The organism is Nocardia sp. CS682, assembly GCF_004634405.1.
Classification (GTDB): Bacteria; Actinomycetota; Actinomycetes; order Mycobacteriales; family Mycobacteriaceae; genus Nocardia; species Nocardia ninae.
The window spans coordinates 5,063,342-5,078,254 of sequence record NZ_CP029710.1 but is presented as its reverse complement, the minus strand read 5'-3'; the positions used below and the strand labels follow the sequence as shown (position 1 = coordinate 5,078,254).

13 protein-coding genes are annotated in these 14,913 nt (G+C 69.0%); 3 read left to right on the top strand and 10 right to left on the bottom strand.

Annotated features, from left to right (window positions below):
- Positions 1–58: 58 nt before the first annotated feature.
- Both topA and DMB37_RS22880 read right to left on the bottom strand, forming a co-directional pair.
- On the bottom strand, positions 59–2,965 hold the full coding sequence (gene topA, locus DMB37_RS22885) for a type I DNA topoisomerase (protein ID WP_135234454.1): 2,907 nt from the start codon (positions 2,963–2,965) through the stop codon (positions 59–61).
- Between the two features lie 323 nt (positions 2,966–3,288).
- Complete coding sequence (locus tag DMB37_RS22880; RefSeq protein WP_011206895.1) at positions 3,289–3,495, bottom strand: cold-shock protein; 207 nt, start codon at positions 3,493–3,495, stop codon at positions 3,289–3,291.
- Between the two features lie 436 nt (positions 3,496–3,931).
- Between DMB37_RS22880 and DMB37_RS22875 the strand changes: the two genes are divergently transcribed.
- Positions 3,932–6,304, top strand: coding sequence for a DEAD/DEAH box helicase (locus tag DMB37_RS22875; protein ID WP_135234453.1), 2,373 nt, complete (start codon positions 3,932–3,934; stop codon positions 6,302–6,304).
- Between the two features lie 313 nt (positions 6,305–6,617).
- Here the strand turns inward: DMB37_RS22875 and DMB37_RS22870 are convergent, their stop codons facing one another.
- The 6 genes from DMB37_RS22870 to DMB37_RS22845 all read right to left on the bottom strand — a co-directional run bounded on the left by DMB37_RS22870 (position 6,618) and on the right by DMB37_RS22845 (position 10,715).
- On the bottom strand, positions 6,618–6,977 hold the full coding sequence (locus tag DMB37_RS22870) for an Rv3654c family TadE-like protein (RefSeq protein WP_135234452.1): 360 nt from the start codon (positions 6,975–6,977) through the stop codon (positions 6,618–6,620).
- Positions 6,978–7,021: 44 nt separating this feature from the next.
- Positions 7,022–7,336 carry a TadE family type IV pilus minor pilin gene (locus tag DMB37_RS22865; protein ID WP_135234451.1) on the bottom strand — a complete coding sequence of 105 codons (315 nt, stop codon included), beginning with the start codon at positions 7,334–7,336 and terminating at the stop codon, positions 7,022–7,024.
- 62 nt (positions 7,337–7,398) lie between these two features.
- Positions 7,399–7,584, bottom strand: coding sequence for a DUF4244 domain-containing protein (locus DMB37_RS22860; protein ID WP_135237768.1), 186 nt, complete (start codon positions 7,582–7,584; stop codon positions 7,399–7,401).
- Between the two features lie 396 nt (positions 7,585–7,980).
- Positions 7,981–8,601, bottom strand: a complete 621-nt coding sequence (locus DMB37_RS22855; RefSeq protein WP_240771621.1) for a type II secretion system F family protein — start codon at positions 8,599–8,601, stop codon at positions 7,981–7,983.
- A gap of 141 nt (positions 8,602–8,742) precedes the next feature.
- Positions 8,743–9,534, bottom strand: a complete 792-nt coding sequence (locus DMB37_RS22850; RefSeq protein ID WP_135234450.1) for a hypothetical protein — start codon at positions 9,532–9,534, stop codon at positions 8,743–8,745.
- The gene (locus tag DMB37_RS22845; protein WP_135234449.1) at positions 9,531–10,715 is read right to left on the bottom strand and encodes a TadA family conjugal transfer-associated ATPase; all 1,185 of its coding nucleotides are present in this window, start codon (positions 10,713–10,715) and stop codon (positions 9,531–9,533) included. The genes DMB37_RS22850 and DMB37_RS22845 overlap by 4 nt, the downstream gene beginning before the upstream one ends.
- Positions 10,716–10,746: 31 nt before the next feature.
- On the opposite strand from DMB37_RS22845, the gene DMB37_RS40625 reads away from it, so the two are divergent.
- The gene (locus tag DMB37_RS40625) at positions 10,747–10,914 is read left to right on the top strand and encodes a hypothetical protein (RefSeq protein WP_167768908.1); all 168 of its coding nucleotides are present in this window, start codon (positions 10,747–10,749) and stop codon (positions 10,912–10,914) included.
- A 21-nt stretch (positions 10,915–10,935) separates the two neighbouring features.
- On the opposite strand, the gene ssd is transcribed toward DMB37_RS40625, so the two are convergent.
- On the bottom strand, positions 10,936–12,048 hold the full coding sequence (ssd, locus tag DMB37_RS22840; RefSeq protein WP_135234448.1) for a septum site-determining protein Ssd: 1,113 nt from the start codon (positions 12,046–12,048) through the stop codon (positions 10,936–10,938).
- A 356-nt stretch (positions 12,049–12,404) separates the two neighbouring features.
- Here ssd and DMB37_RS22835 point away from each other — a divergent pair, with 356 nt between their 5' ends.
- Positions 12,405–13,343: an HAD-IB family hydrolase gene (locus DMB37_RS22835; protein WP_370465182.1), complete on the top strand. Its 939-nt coding sequence runs from the start codon at positions 12,405–12,407 to the stop codon at positions 13,341–13,343.
- 502 nt (positions 13,344–13,845) lie between these two features.
- Here DMB37_RS22835 and DMB37_RS22830 read toward each other — a convergent pair.
- Positions 13,846–14,592, bottom strand: coding sequence for an oxidoreductase (locus DMB37_RS22830; protein WP_135234446.1), 747 nt, complete (start codon positions 14,590–14,592; stop codon positions 13,846–13,848).
- Positions 14,593–14,913: the final 321 nt, after the last annotated feature.

Sequence of the window (14,913 nt, the reverse complement as noted above, 5' to 3'; positions counted from 1 at the left end):
TCCTTTCGCGGGTCGTGCACTTCGGACCGTAGGTTACGGCCCGGCACGACCCGCGAGCTCAGGAATTACCGACGCCGGTCTTCTTCGCCGCCGCCTTCTTGGCAGCGGTCTTCTTGGCGACCGTCTTGGTGGTCGTCGATTTGGCTGCCGTTGCCTTCTTGGCGGCGGTCTTCTTGGCAGCGGACTTCTTCGCAGGCGCCTTCTTGGCCGCAGCCTTCTTCTTCACCGGCCCACGGGCCCGGCGGTCCGCGAGCAACTCCATCGCCCGCTCCGGGGTGATCGACTCGATCTCGTCGCCCTTGCGCAGCGTCGCGTTGGTCTCACCGTCGGTGACGTACGGGCCGAAACGACCGTCCTTGATCACCATCGGCTGACCGGAGGCCGAGTCGTTGCCCAGTTCACGCAGCGGTGCCGCGGCGGAGGCCTGCCTGCCGCGCCGCTTCGGCTCGGCGTAGATCTTCAGCGCCTCCTCGAGCGTCACGTCGAAGATCTGATCCTCGCTGGTGAGCGAACGAGAGTCGGTGCCCTTCTTCAGATATGGGCCGTAGCGACCGTTCTGCGCGGTGATCTCCTCGCCGGAGGCCGGGTCCTTGCCGACCACCCTCGGCAACGACAGCAGCTTGAGCGCGTCGTCGAGGGTGACCGTCGCCAGGTCCATCGACTTGAACAGCGAACCGGTGCGCGGCTTGGGCGCGGTCGCCTTCTTCGCCGTTTTCTTGGCGGGTGCCGTCGTCTCCGCCGCGGCGGGTTCGGGCAGCACCTCGGTGACGTACGGGCCGAAACGTCCTTCCTTGGCGACGATTTCGTGTCCGGTAGCCGGATCCGTGCCCAGCGAGCGCCCCTCCTGCGGGGTCGAGAACAACTTCTCGGCGACCTCGCGGGTCAGCTCGTCCGGCGGCAGATCGTCGGGCAGATTGGCCCGCTGCGAGATCGAATCACCTTCGGGGTCATCGGGATTGGTGACCATCCGCTCCAGGTACGGCCCGTACCGGCCGACCCGGACCACGACGTCGCGGCCCTCGTCGTCGGCGAACAGCTTGATGGAGTTGATCTCTCGCGCGTCGATGTCGTCGAGCCGCTCGCCGACCATCTTCTTCAGCCCGCCGGAGCGCGCGACCGAGCCCTCGACGCCGGTCTCGCCGCCGAAATAGAAGCTGGACAACCAACTTCCGCGCTGTTCGCGCCCGCCGGCGATCGCATCGAGGTCGTCCTCCATGCCCGCGGTGAAGTCGAAATCGACCAGCCTGCCGAAATGCTCTTCCAGCAGCCCGATTACGGCGAACGCCACCCACGACGGCACCAGCGCGCTACCGCGCTTGTACACATAGCCGCGGTCGAGAATCGTCTTGATGATCGACGCGTAGGTCGACGGGCGGCCGATGCCCAGCTCTTCGAGCGTCTTGATGAGCGAGGCTTCGGTGTATCTGGCGGGCGGATTCGTGCTGTGCCCATCGGGATTCAGCTCGACCGCGGTGACGCCTTGGCCCTCGTCCAGCGCGGGCAGCCTGGACTCGGCGTCGTCGGATTGACCGCCCGCCTCCTCGTCCACGCTCTCCACGTAGGCCTTGAGGAAGCCGGCGAAGGTGATGGTGCGACCGGAGGCCGAGAACACACATTCCTCGCCGGTGGTCGCGACGCCGGTGATGCGCAGCGTCAGCGTGGTGCCCCTGGCGTCGGCCATCTGCGAGGCGACCGTGCGCTGCCAGATCATCTCGTAGAGGCGGAACTCGTCGTTGTCCAGCCGCGCGTGCAACTGGCCGGGGGTGGCGAAAGTGTCGCCGGCCGGGCGGATCGCCTCGTGTGCTTCCTGCGCGTTCTTCACCTTGCGGGTGTATTGCCGCGGCGTGGGATGCACGTACTCGGCGCCGTACAGCTGAGTCGCCTGCGACCTGGCCGCGGCGATCGCCGACTCCGACAGCGTGGTCGAGTCGGTACGCATGTAGGTGATGTAGCCGTTTTCGTACAGTCGCTGCGCGACCCGCATCGTGCGCTCGGAGTTGAAGCGCAGCTTGCGCCCGGCCTCCTGCTGCAGCGTCGAGGTCATGAACGGTGGATACGGCTTGCGGCTGTACGGCTTGGCCTCGGCGGAGGAGACGACCAGGTCGGCGCCGTCGAGGGCCTGCGCCAGGCGGCGCGCGTAACCCTCGTCCAGCACGACGACACCGGAGGCGGTCTTGAGCTGACCGTCCGAGCCGAAGTCACGGCCGCTCGCGACGCGCGCACCGGCGACACTGACCAGCCGCGCCCCGAAGGTCCGCGGATTGCTGGTGTCGCCGTCTTCACCCGGGCCCGCGTCGAGTTTCGCGGCGATGTCCCAGTATTCGGCGGAACGGAAAGCCATCCGCTCGCGCTCGCGCTGGACGATCACCCTGGTGGCGACGGACTGCACCCGGCCTGCCGACAGTCGCGGCATCACCTTTTTCCACAGCACCGGGCTGACCTCGTAGCCGTACAGCCGGTCCAGGATGCGGCGGGTCTCCTGCGCGTCGACCAGGTCGTTGTCCAGGTCGCGGGTGTCGGCGGCGGCCGCCTGGATGGCGGGCTCGGTGATCTCGTGGAACACCATGCGCCGGACCGGGACCTTGGGCTTGAGCGTTTCCAGCAGGTGCCAGGCGATGGCCTCGCCCTCGCGGTCGGGGTCGGTCGCGAGGTAGAGCTCGTCGGCGTCCTTCAGCAGGTTCTTGAGCTCGGCGACCTTGGCCTTCTTATCGGGGCTCACCACATAGATGGCCTCGAAGTCGTGGTCCACGTCGACGCCGAGCCGGGCCCAGGACTCGCCCTTGTATTTGGCGGGAACGTCCGCCGCACCACGCGGCAGGTCCCGGATATGTCCGACCGAGGCCTCGACCGTGTAGTTACGGCCTAGATAGGGCGCTATCTTGCGGGCCTTGGTTGGGGACTCGACGATCACGAGACGACGCAGGGGACGGCCCTGGTCGGCTGCACCGCGGTCTCGTGTTGCCACCGGCGAATACACCTTTCCTGTCGACCCGCGCGGGCGCTTTTCGGCGCTGTGCGCGGCTGGGGCAAGCGGGGACGACGGCTGGGCGTCGCCACCAGACACGTTTATACCTTGACGCTACGTGTGGCCGAGTGCTTGCGACTTGAACCACAGAGCGTACGCGCGTCACTGCGACTCAGTATGCCTTGTGTTCAGGCCCAGGCTGTGCCACGGCGTGTTCACAGGCTCCTGACCTCAGTCGCCGGGTGTGTCTTTGCCCCGGATATAGCTCGTCCCCCACCTCCGGCTGACCGGCGGTGAGGGACGAGTGTGTTGGATTGCGTCGCTCAGCTGAGCGCGCGAACTCCGGTGGCCTGCGGGCCCTTGGTGCCCTGGCCGACCTCGAACTCGACCTTCTGGTTCTCTTCGAGGGTGCGGAAGCCCGACCCCTGAATTTCGGAGTAGTGGACGAAGACGTCAGCGGAGCCGTCCTCGGGCGCGATGAAGCCGAACCCCTTCTCCGCGTTGAACCACTTCACAGTTCCCTGTGCCATTCTGTTCCTTCTCTTTTCTTACCGGAACGGCGGACAACTGGGTTCGTCCACCGGGCCCGTTCCGACCGCTGTACTGTTGGTTCCCCCTGCAGGAAAGCACCAAGCACACCGTTCGCAACATCGATCCTGCTGACGGTTTGGACTTTGGATCCGACCCTCGAACACAGAAGCTTGCGACCAGGAACCAGTGAACCATGTCTTCGAGCAATTCAACAGTCGAGTTACCGACAATTTGCAAAAAAGTTGATCTTGCGAATGCGCAGGTGAGGGACACAATGCCGGAATCCAGACTTGAGGTTCGTTTGCCTCCCGATAACCGAGTGCGCGTATGGCAAAGGGCCTGTGACCCAGGTCGCTATTTGGTATCGAATTGGCAGGTAGACGTTCCTAACCGTCCACGTTTCACACTTTCTGAGCGTGTCGTGGCGCGCGCCGCATGAATCCGACCAACTCGACCGCTCGCCCGGCACCCCCTAACGGCATCGGCTACGGGACATCGTTGCTGAATCGTGTCCTAGTCGGAGTGCCCGCCGACGAGCCCCGGTTGACCCACGTCGTCGAGCTACCCGCCCGCGCCGCCGAGCTCACCACCTGGCCCGATTGGACATCGCCGGAGGTGATCTCGGCATTACGGGACACGGGCGTCGACGCGCCGTGGAGTCATCAGACCCGCACCGCCGACCTCGCGCACGGCGGCGCCCACGTGGTGGTCAGCACCGGCACAGCATCCGGCAAGTCGATGGGATATCAGCTACCGGTATTGAGCGCGCTGCGTGAAGACCCGCGCGCCACTGCCATTTATCTGGCACCCACCAAAGCGCTCGGCGCGGATCAGCTGCGGGCCGTCGGCGCGCTGACGCACGAGGGACCGCTGCGCGATATTCATCCAGCAACCTATGACGGCGATACTCCTGCCGAGATCAGGCAGTGGGTGCGGGCGAACGCACGCTGGGTTTTCACCAATCCCGACATGCTGCATCTCGGCATCTTGCGCTCGCATCAGCGCTGGGCGCGGGTGCTGCGCAGGCTGCGGTACATCGTGGTCGACGAATGCCATGCCTACCGGGGCGTTTTCGGCTCGCACGTGGCGCTGGTGCTGCGCAGGCTGCGGCGGATCGCCGCACGCTACGGCGCGGATCCGGTGTTCGTGTTGTGCTCGGCCACCACCGCGGAGCCCGCGGCCGCCGCCTCCCGGTTGATCGGGGCGCCGTGTGTCGCGGTCACCGAGGACGGGTCACCGCAGGGGCCACGCACCGTCGCGCTGTGGGAGCCGCCGCTGCTCACCACCGTGACCGGCGAAAACGGCGCGCCGGTGCGGCGGGCGGCCACCACGGAGGCCGCGCGGATCATGGCCGACCTGGTGGTCGAGGGCGCGCGGACGCTGACCTTCGTGCGGTCCCGCCGGGCCGCCGAGCTCACGGCGATGGACGCGCGGCGGTTGCTGAGCGAGGTCGATCCGGACCTCGCCGAGCGCGTCGCCGCGTATCGGGCCGGGTACCTCGCGGAGGATCGGCGCGAGCTGGAGACGGCGTTGTCGGACGGTTCACTGCTCGGTGCGGCCACCACCAACGCACTCGAACTCGGGGTCGATATCGCCGGGCTCGACGCCGTGGTGATCTGCGGTTTTCCGGGCACTGTCGCCTCGTTCTGGCAGCAGGCGGGCCGGGCGGGCCGGCGCACCCAGGGGTCCTTGGTCCTGCTGGTGGCCAGGGACGATCCGCTGGATACCTACCTCGTGCATCACCCGGAGGCGCTGCTGGACAAGCCCGTCGAGGCCACCATCACCGACCCGCGCAATCCCTATGTACTGGGTCCCCAGTTGCTTTGCGCGGCGTTGGAGCTGCCGCTCACCGACGCCGAGGTGGACGAGCTCGGCGCGCGGGAAGTGCTGGCCGGTCTCGCCGAGAAGGGATTGATCAGGCGTCGCGTGGTCACGGGCGCCGAGGAGCGGGGGCGCTGGTACGTCACCGCGGAGACGCAGCCGCACGACGCCGTCGATGTGCGCGGCGGGATCGGTACGCCGGTGGCCATCGTCGACGGCGAGACCGGGCGATTGCTCGGCACGGCCGATGCCGGGCGTGCGCCGGCGACGCTGCATCAGGGCGCTGTTCACCTGCATCAGGGCGAGACCTTCGTGGTCGACGAGCTGGATCTGGAGGGTGGCGTCGCGTTCGTGCACGCCGCCGAACCGGGGTGGACCACCAGCGCTCGCTCGGTCACCTCGATCGCCATCGACGAGCTGACCGACGAGCGGCGCTACGGCCGGGTGACCACCGCATTGGCACAGGTCAGGGTGACCAGTCAGGTGGTCGGGTATCTGCGCACCCTGGTCACCGGCGAGGTGCTCGACCTGGTCGAACTCGACATGCCCGAACACACCCTGCCCACCAGGGCGGTGCTTTATACGGTGTGCCCGGAGTTGTTGGCGCTGGCCGGCATCGACCCGGCGGACGTGCCCGGCGCGCTGCACGCCGCCGAGCACGCGGCGATCGGGCTATTGCCCCTGGTGGCGACCTGCGACCGGTGGGATATCGGCGGCGTCTCCATCGCCGAGCATCCCGATACCGGGCTGCCGACGGTGTTCGTCTACGACGGTCAGCCGGGTGGGGCGGGCTTCGCTGAGCGCGGGTACGCCCAGTTGCAGCGCTGGCTGTCGGCCACCCTCGCCGTGATCGAGTCCTGCGCCTGCGCCGCGGGCTGCCCGTCGTGCGTCCAGTCGCCCAAGTGCGGGAACGGGAACCATCCGCTCGACAAGGCCGGTGCGGCGCGCCTACTCACCGCAGTGCTGGCCGAGCTGTCGGCCCGGTGACGACGCCGAGCTCGGTTCGTGACGGCGCCGAGCTCCGCGTGTGATCGAATGTCTACCTGACCTGGGGCGATCTGCCTGGATCCGGACGCGGTGCGGGCAGACCGCGCTCCGGGCTCCCCGGTCGAATAAAGAGGAATGCATTCAGGTTAACTGTGCTATTGCCCAGTTGTCGCCTGCGCACATGCGCATTCGTTCGTTTCTTTATCCGCGTCCCTGCGGACAATTGTGCCGTCTGAAATTATTTGGCCAGGCTATTTACCGATTTCCGCTACTCGCGACAACGTCCGGGTGCGAGTCCACACTTAGGTTTCTCTCAGTTTTCAACAGGCCCGGCTCGTGCGACAGCGCGCACCGTGTGGGTTCCTAACAGACCCATTGGTACATTCCTGTTAACAATCACAGTCGCATCCCACTCGGCGACTTCGCACTGTTCCATCCAGGCCGCCATCCGCCGCACCACCGCTGCCGCCGCAGCGCATCCCGCGTCGGCCCCCTCGGCTAATGCCGCAGCTGCCGCCAGCGCCGCCAAGTCGGCTGCTGCCTGCGCCCGATGCCGGGTGACAACCACCACACCGACCTGCCCGATCATCAGCGTCGCCGCGATGAGCGCGGTGAGGGCGAGACACGCGAAGACCGTCGCCGCGCCGTCATCGGCCCGAAGCTTGCCCCTCATCCCCTCCCCCGCCGCTCGGTGACTGCTTCTCTGTTCACGCGCTCTCATGGTGTCGTTCCCGGCTCGCGGACCGCGACGGCGTCCGCGTGCAGCGTCAGCAGCGGTAGCAGGGGCGCGCGGGTGGTGACTCGGGCGATCACGTGGTTGCCCTCGCTGCGCAGCGAGATGTCCGCGGCCGGAGGTGCGACGCGGCGGGCCGCGGCGATCGCGTTCGCTTCGTCGCCGCGGGCGGACAGGCGGGCCGCCTCGCGGGCGGCGTCGACACAGCGCACCTGCGTCGACGCCGCCAGCAATGCTCCGATACACAGCACGACCGCGACGACCAGGGTGGTGAGCGCGATCGCCGCCTCGACCGTCACCGAACCCCGATCATCACCGAGAGTCTTTGCGCTCCACTGTTTTACCCGAAACGGCCAGGCTGCTACACGGTGGTGTTGAGGGCGCGGTCGATGATCTTCGTCAGCGCGTTCACAATGCTGTCGCCGGTCACCACCCCGTACAGCACGGCACCGAACGCCGCGGCGGCGATGGTCCCGATCGCATACTCGGCCGTGCTCATCCCGTCGTCGGCGGTCGCCGCGTGCAGGATTCGCGAACGCAGCTCCATATATACAGCCCTCGAACCGTGGATCGCGTTGCTCGTCACTCGCTCGATCAGCACCTGATTCCCCTCTCACTGCGGCCCGCGCGGCCGATCCGCGCGGACACGTTCCGGTAGGCCGAGCAAGCGGTGCGGGCACGGATCCAAGCACGCCGACGACACCCTTCGTGACGTAGTCGCCTGCGTGCGGGCTCAGCAGGCCCGCAGGCGCACAGCGCCTTCGACGCACGCGGCGGCGCTCGCCCATGTCCCTAACCGCACTGGCACCGAGTCCCGCAGCACACGAGGCCATCCCGATCCTGCTGCCCAGCGGCTGGTGCTCGTTCGCAACGCCACCTGGCTGAGGCGGAGCCCCGCCGTGCACGAGAGCACTTGGTCTGCAGCCCACCCGCCAGCGCTCGCTCACAGCAGCCCACCGCCGAGCACCCGGCCAGCGAGACCGATCACCACCGGCACGATGCCGAGGCAGACGAACGCGGGGAGGAAGCAGAGGCCGAGGGGGCCGCCGATCAGTACGCCGGCCCGCTCGGCCTTCGCTGCGGCGGCATCCTCGACCGCACCCCGTCGCTGTTCGGCCAGTTCGCCGACCGCGACCGCCAGCGAGGCGCCCGATCGCGCGGACCGGCGCGCCATCCGCGCCAACGACTCCACCTCTTCGGCGCCCGCCCGGCCGGTCTCGGCTGCCGCCGCGCGCTCCCAGGCCGTCGCAGGATCGGCACCGAGGGCGAGCAGATCCGCGGCTCGTCGCAGCGCCTCCCCCAGCGGTTCCGGCGCACCGGGTGCCACCGCCCGCGCCGCGCCCGCCATCGGCAGTCCCGCTCGCAGGCACGCGGCCAGCAGATCGAAGACCGAGGCCGTGGCCAGCGGGTCGAGCTGCTGGTTCGACGCGGGCACGACGGCGCGCACCACCGCGGGGCGCCGGAGTGCCTGCAGGCGACGACTCACCGCCACCCGGCCGGGCAACAGGAGCAGCGCGACCGCGAGCAACACCACCGGCAGAGCCGGATACATGGCCGGCTCCATCCAGCACCTCATCCCACCAATTCGACTCGAACACAGCACAATTCGCATAGCCAGGGCCGAATGGGCCCGGACGGTCCGAGGGATTTCTCGAATTCGTTTGCCACACAGGGGATCGGCCGCGCTTACGGCAACGCTCTCGATTCATACGAGCACCTTTCGGGTGATGGCATCGGTCCACAGCAGGCCCGCGCAGGCGAGAGCGGCACCGAGTGGGAGCAGCACAGCCCCTGCCGACGAAGCGAAAAGCACGTGCAACGGAGCGGCGCCCATCAGTTGACCGAGACCGAGCCCGAGCAGTGGCAGGGCGGCCAGCACGGTGGCGGTGGCGCGAGCACCGGCGAGAGCGGCGGTGGTGCGGCCGTGGAAACGGATGCGGCCCACCAGGTCCGTGCGCGCGGCGGACAGCAACTCCGCCAGCGCCAGACCGTGCTGCTCGGCCACCTGCCACGCGTCGGCGATGCGGGACAGCTCCACCGCGACGATGGAATCCGGCTGACGCAGCCCCGCGGCCGCGGAACCCCCCAGCCTGCTGCGCCCGGCGCTCACCGCGAACGCCTCGGCGGCTTCGCCGCGCGCCTCGCAAGCCGCGACCTCGGCCGCCGCACTCGGATGGGCACCGACCCGCAGCTCCCCGATCACCGCCTCCAATGCGTCCAGCAGGTAGGTACATTCGGCGCTTCTGCGCCGATCCACGCTCGCCCGGCGAACTCGGAACCCGACCGTTCCCGCCACCATCGCCGTCGCAAGCAGTGGACCGATCCCGAAGACCGACACCACAGCCACGCCGACGCAGACTCCGAGCCGGAGCACCCTGCCGCGCTGCATCTTTCGCGCCACCACCGGTACGGCGAACAACCCGCCGAACCGACGACGAGACGGCGATGTCGGTGCCGCCAGCAGTGCGAGCGCGAGACACACCAACGCTGCGCTCATCGGTCGAGCCGCTCATCGAGCAACCGATTCAGTTCGCCCGCCGCAGGAGCCGGGGCGCACGCGTGCCATGCGGGAGCGATGTGGACGCGGCCGTTGTCGTCGCGGCGGACGAGACCGATCTCGCGCAGGCCCCGCGAACCGTCTGTCCGACGGTGGACGTGCAGCACGACCTGGACGGCGGCGGCGAGTTGGCTGTGCAGTGCGGCGCGGTCCATTCCACCGAGTGCCGCAAGGGCTTCCAGCCGGGCGGGCACCTCCTGTGGCGAGTTCGCATGGACAGTTCCGGCACCGCCGTCGTGGCCGGTGTTCAGCGCGGTCAGCAGGTCGACCACCTCGGCACCTCTGACCTCGCCGACCACGATCCGGTCGGGACGCATGCGTAGCGCCTGCCGTACCAGGTCGCGAACGGTCACCGCACCGACGCCCTCGACGTTCGCGGTGCGCGCGACGAGTCGCACCACATGCGGATGCGGCGGCGCCAGTTCGGCGGCGTCCTCCACACACACGATGCGTTCGCGCGGACCGACCTTGGCCAGCAGACCGGAGAGCAGCGTCGTCTTACCCGCACCGGTACCGCCGACCACCAGAAACGCCAGTCGGGCTCGAATGATCCGCTCCAACAGCCGCTTTGCGTCGGCTGGTACCGCGCCCGCGGCCGCCAGTGCGTCCAGGCCCTGGGTGGCGGGCCGCAGCACACGCAGCGACAGACAGGTGCCGCCGTGCGCGACCGGAGCGAGCACGGCGTGCAGTCGCACACCGAACGAATCCCCCAGCGCCGCTCCGGTTCCAGACAACCTGCCGTCGACCCACGGCTGCGCGTCGTCCAGTCGCCGACCGGCCGAGAGAGCCAGCCGCTGGGCCAGCCTGCGCACCGCGGCCTCGTCGGGGAAGGTGATCGCGGTCTTCTCCAGACCGTGCCCGCGATCTATCCACACCGCGTCCGGCGCGGTCACCAGCACATCGGCGACCTGTGGATCGTGCAGCAGCGGCTCGAGCACTCCGGCGCCGGTCATCTCGGTCTGCAACAACCGCAGCGCCCGCAGCAGATCCGTATCGCCGAGTACCGCACCAGCCTCGGCCCGAATAGCGGCGGCCACCTGGGCCGGGTCCGGATCACCCGAACCACCGGACAGCCGTTCCCGCACCCGATCCAGTAGCTCGGAGGTCACCAGCGCACTCATCGCCATCCCCGTTCAGCCGTGCTTGCCGCCGATGATCGAGGGCCCGCAGGCGACGCGGATCGAAGACGATCCGGCGGGCATGCTGTCGCAGGGATACATCTGCCCGGGCACCCACGAGATGTCCCGTCCGCCTGTCGCACTCGCCAACCACCCACCGCCCCCGATCGACGATCGATCGTTCGAGCGCACCGCTCGCTGAGCCGACCCACCTGCTCGACTCTCATCGCCGCTGCCCAGCAGGCGCACTCAGCACCGCGAGCACCGCATCGGCCGCGTCGCGCAGCGGCCCGCGCCGGTGCACGGTGAGACCGCCTCGTTCCAGCCGGGCAGCCAAACCTGCTTGGGCGCGCACGGCGGCGAGCAGTGGCAGGTCGAGGACCTCGGCGACCTCGGAGCCACGCAGACCGCCGGGGGCAGGCCCGCGAACGATCAAGCCCTGATTGGGGTTTCGGCGCCCGATGTGCGCGGCGACCGCCTCGGCGGCGGCTACGGCGCGCAACCGCGCGGGTACCACCAGCACGACCAGGTCGGCGGAGTCGAGCATTTGATCGGCGTGCGGGCCGCGTTCGCCGGAAATGTCGCAAACCACCAAATCGCCTGCGGCACGGCCTGCTTCGATGACCGCGCGGACAGCCGCGGAACCGATCTCGCGTGGCAACCGGCCCGCACCGCAGCGTCCACAGGCGAGCACGGCCAGGCCGGGCGCCGCAGTGGGCAACGCGGAGTGCAGCGCCGCCGCGGAGACCCTGCCGTCCTCGACGACCAGGTCCGGCCAGCGCGGTCCGGTGCTTGTTTCGATGCCGAGCAGCAGGTCGAGGCCGCCGCCGAGGGGCGCGCCGTCGACCAATACGGTGTCGCGGCGGAACCCCTCCGCTGCGGCTCGCAGCGCGACGGCGGCGGCCAGGGTTGACGCGCCTGCCCCGCCTGCCGCGCCTGCGACGGCGACGACCACACCGTCTCCGGTGCGGTGCTCGCCGTACTCAGCAAACATCTCGATAAGTCCTTCGGCGGCACCGGGCAGCGCGATGACCCGCTCGGCGCCGACGGCCGCGGCGGCTTGCCAATCGGGCAGTCCCGGTTCGCCGTCGGTGGCCAGGACGACGCCGACCCGGCGCAGATATCCGGCGTCGGCGGCCGCCCGCGCGGCGGTTGTGTCCAGGATCACCAGTGGCGCCGCGGTCCATGCATGCCGTCCGACGGGTAGCGGGCGTTCGTCGAGTCCGCGTTCGGCCGCGGCGGCCACACGCCGCACTTCGTCGCGAAGCCGGGGGTCGTGCAGGAGCACGAGGGCCGGTGGCGGGCTGCTGTTGTCCGGCGCCACTTCAAGATTCATGCGGCTGAGCGTGGCCGAAATCGGCGGACGGCAGAAGAGGCGATGTGCCGATTGTGGATAACTCGGGGGTGTGTAGAACTTTCGAGTTCCGCGACGAGGGGATTCGGCACCGGCGAAGGGGGAGGTGAACCGTCCTCGGAATAGAGGACGGCCCCAGCCGGGGGGGGAGGAGGCTGGGGCCGTCGGGTTCAGCCCCGGGGGGTCGGGCTGAACGCGCCTGGACCATGTCCAGGTGCCAGCAATACTACACCCAAGCCCCGCCCACAACGCAAGTCTGTTGCGACAGAACTTTCCGGCGATTACGGGCTCCGCAGGGGTGCGGCAAACTCCCCGCTCGCGGCCGTGGATACCGCCGTGTGGGCCGCCGCAGCCCCCGTCGCACCGCCCGCGCTCGATCCCCAGTCGGATCCCCAGTTCCGCGCCGCCCGGCGGCCACTGCGGGCCCGCGCGTGCCGGAAGGGTGGGGGCGGTACGCCTATGCTGGTCGGGTGGACTCACCCACCGCGGACGGACGCGTCGCCGCCTTCTTCGATCTGGACAAGACCGTGATCGCCAAGTCGAGCACGTTCGTCTTCAGCAAGCCCTTTTACGCGCAAGGCCTGTTGAATCGCCGCGATGTGCTCGAAAGCAGCTACGCGCACTTCCTGTTCATGCTGTCCGGCGCCGACCACGACCAAATGGAGCGGATGCGCGCCCATCTCACGAACATGTGTGCCGGGTGGGACGTCGAGCAGGTGAAAACCATTGTGGCCGAGACGCTTCACGAACTGGTGGATCCGCTGATCTACGCCGAGGCGGCCGATCTCATTGCCGACCACAAGATCCGGGGCCACGATGTGGTGATCGTGTCGGCTTCGGGCGAGGAGATCGTCGGCCCGATCGCGGAAGTGCTCGGCGCCTCGCACACCGCGGCGACGCGGATGGTCGTCGCGGACGGCAAGTACACCGGCGACGTCGAGTTCTACTGCTACGGCGAGGGCAAGGTCGCCGCGATCGAAAAGCTCGCCGCCAGTGAGGGTTACGATCTCTCGCGCTGTTACGCGTACTCCGATTCGGTCACCGATCTGCCGCTGCTGCACGCGGTGGGCCATCCGACTGCGGTCAATCCGGATCGCGGCCTGCGCCGCGAGGCACTCGCCGAGGGCTGGCCGATTTTGGCCTTCTCGAATCCGGTGTCGCTGTGGGCTCGGTTCCAGGCACCGTCGTCCACCACCCTTGCCGCCACCGCGGTGGTCGGCCTGAGCGCCTTGCTCGCCGGCGCGATCAGCTATCGATTGCTGCGCCGGCGCAGCTGAGCTTTAGCCACCACCGGCACAGGCGCGACCGCCGCTGCTCGAGCGGAAGCCTGGTGCTTGCCGGAGAGGTTTGCTGAGCGCACGCGCAAGAAGTTGCGACCAGGCATTGAACCACGAAACGCCGATCGACACGCCGCAAATCGAATGTCTGAGCAGCTCTTGATGTGAAGGCTGTCACAGAGTAGAAAGGTAACTACGGAAGGTCGGAAGGCCAAGGCAGGACCGGAAGAGAAGGTTCCGTCTCCCGTCCATCCTTCCCAGCACGGGCACCAGGCACCCACGCGGAGCGCGCCGCGACAAGGGCAGAAGCGTTGTGGGCCTGCGAAATCCGGGTCTTCGTCGGCGATGGCCTCGCACAGGTTGCGGGGATGAACCGCCGGAGGTCGGACTCTCGCCGAGGCCGTAGAACACAACCCACCCAGCACGCTTGGTAACCGGGTAGTCCGTGCTACGCGGGCGGTGAAGTCGGCAACGACGCGCCGCCCGCTTTGACGTGTAGCGCTTACCCCGATGCCGAATCGGCGATCGACGTGGCCTCCCGCGCACCGTCCTCCAGCGCGCCGCAGCACAGCAGCACCCAGCTGCCGACAGCGTCCGCCGCACCGGTCCCGAAAGCGGCTGCGGCCTCGAGATACGCCTGCCTGCGCCGCAGCCAGAAAACCTCGGGCACTCCCAAACTGTGCGGGTCCAGCCCGCTCGACACCGCGACCAATCGCGAGGCCGCGCGTGCGACCACCCCGTCCGCGGTCCCGAACGGCCGCAATGCGAGCAGCTCGCCGTGCACCACGGCGGCGATCACCGGAGCGGGCGCACGCGACCCGAGCACCGTCTGCACCAGCAGATCGAGCCGCTCCGCCACTCCGGCATCCGACCGTGGCCTGCCGAGCGCCGCCTCGTCGGCAACCAGATCGGCCGCGGCGAGCAGATGCAATCGAGCCAGCGCCTGCAATGGCGCCCGCTGCCAGGTGCCCACCAGATTGCGCAGCGCGTCACCGTCCAAGGCCTGGCCAACGCGCAGCGACCCGGCCAGAATCGGGTCGCCGACCTGACCGTCGGCGGGCAATTCGGTGCTACCGCCGTCGATGGCGGCCGACGATCGGGCGGCCCGCACCGCGGCTTCGGCGGCGGTGGTCGGCCAGCCACGCCGATTCGCCTTGTGCCGATGCACCTCGGCGAGCGCATCGCGGGCGCGGTCGGCCGCGGCACGGACACCGGGGAGATCGACGAGAGGCTGCAGCGGATCGGTCACGGTTTACGAGGCTACTTGCGCCCGCCCCGCCCCCGGATCCAAGCCCACCCCGCTGCGGCCGGACCCCACCCGACCCCAGCTCGTGCCCGCCCCGGTCGGCCGCGCGGTGCAGCGCGGTCCGGGGCAGCGCGATGCCATGCCGTGCCGTGCACTGCTGTCCGTGCCCGCAGTGCTGTGCGATGCAGTTCAGTTCCGGGCATCCCTGGCACCGGACAACGCCCCAGAACTGCGCGAGCAGGTCCGTGCACAGCCGCCGCTGACTGACCCCATACTCGGCGCTGCACAGCGAGCGGCCACCCCAACCCAACGGGCCGGGGTGGC

Excerpts from the sequence above, each read along its gene's own strand:
- DMB37_RS22875 (WP_135234453.1), top strand. The coding sequence starts at position 3,932 with ATGAATCCGACCAACTCGACCGCTCGCCCGGCACCCCCTAACGGCATC.
- DMB37_RS22880 (WP_011206895.1), bottom strand. The coding sequence starts at position 3,495 with ATGGCACAGGGAACTGTGAAGTGGTTCAACGCGGAGAAGGGGTTCGGC.
- DMB37_RS22870 (WP_135234452.1), bottom strand. The coding sequence starts at position 6,977 with ATGAGGGGCAAGCTTCGGGCCGATGACGGCGCGGCGACGGTCTTCGCG.
- ssd (WP_135234448.1), bottom strand. The coding sequence starts at position 12,048 with ATGAATCTTGAAGTGGCGCCGGACAACAGCAGCCCGCCACCGGCCCTC.
- DMB37_RS40625 (WP_167768908.1), top strand. The coding sequence starts at position 10,747 with ATGATCGAGGGCCCGCAGGCGACGCGGATCGAAGACGATCCGGCGGGC.
- DMB37_RS22850 (WP_135234450.1), bottom strand. The coding sequence starts at position 9,534 with ATGAGCGCAGCGTTGGTGTGTCTCGCGCTCGCACTGCTGGCGGCACCG.
- DMB37_RS22855 (WP_240771621.1), bottom strand. The coding sequence starts at position 8,601 with ATGGAGCCGGCCATGTATCCGGCTCTGCCGGTGGTGTTGCTCGCGGTC.
- DMB37_RS22860 (WP_135237768.1), bottom strand. The coding sequence starts at position 7,584 with ATGGAGCTGCGTTCGCGAATCCTGCACGCGGCGACCGCCGACGACGGG.
- DMB37_RS22845 (WP_135234449.1), bottom strand. The coding sequence starts at position 10,715 with ATGAGTGCGCTGGTGACCTCCGAGCTACTGGATCGGGTGCGGGAACGG.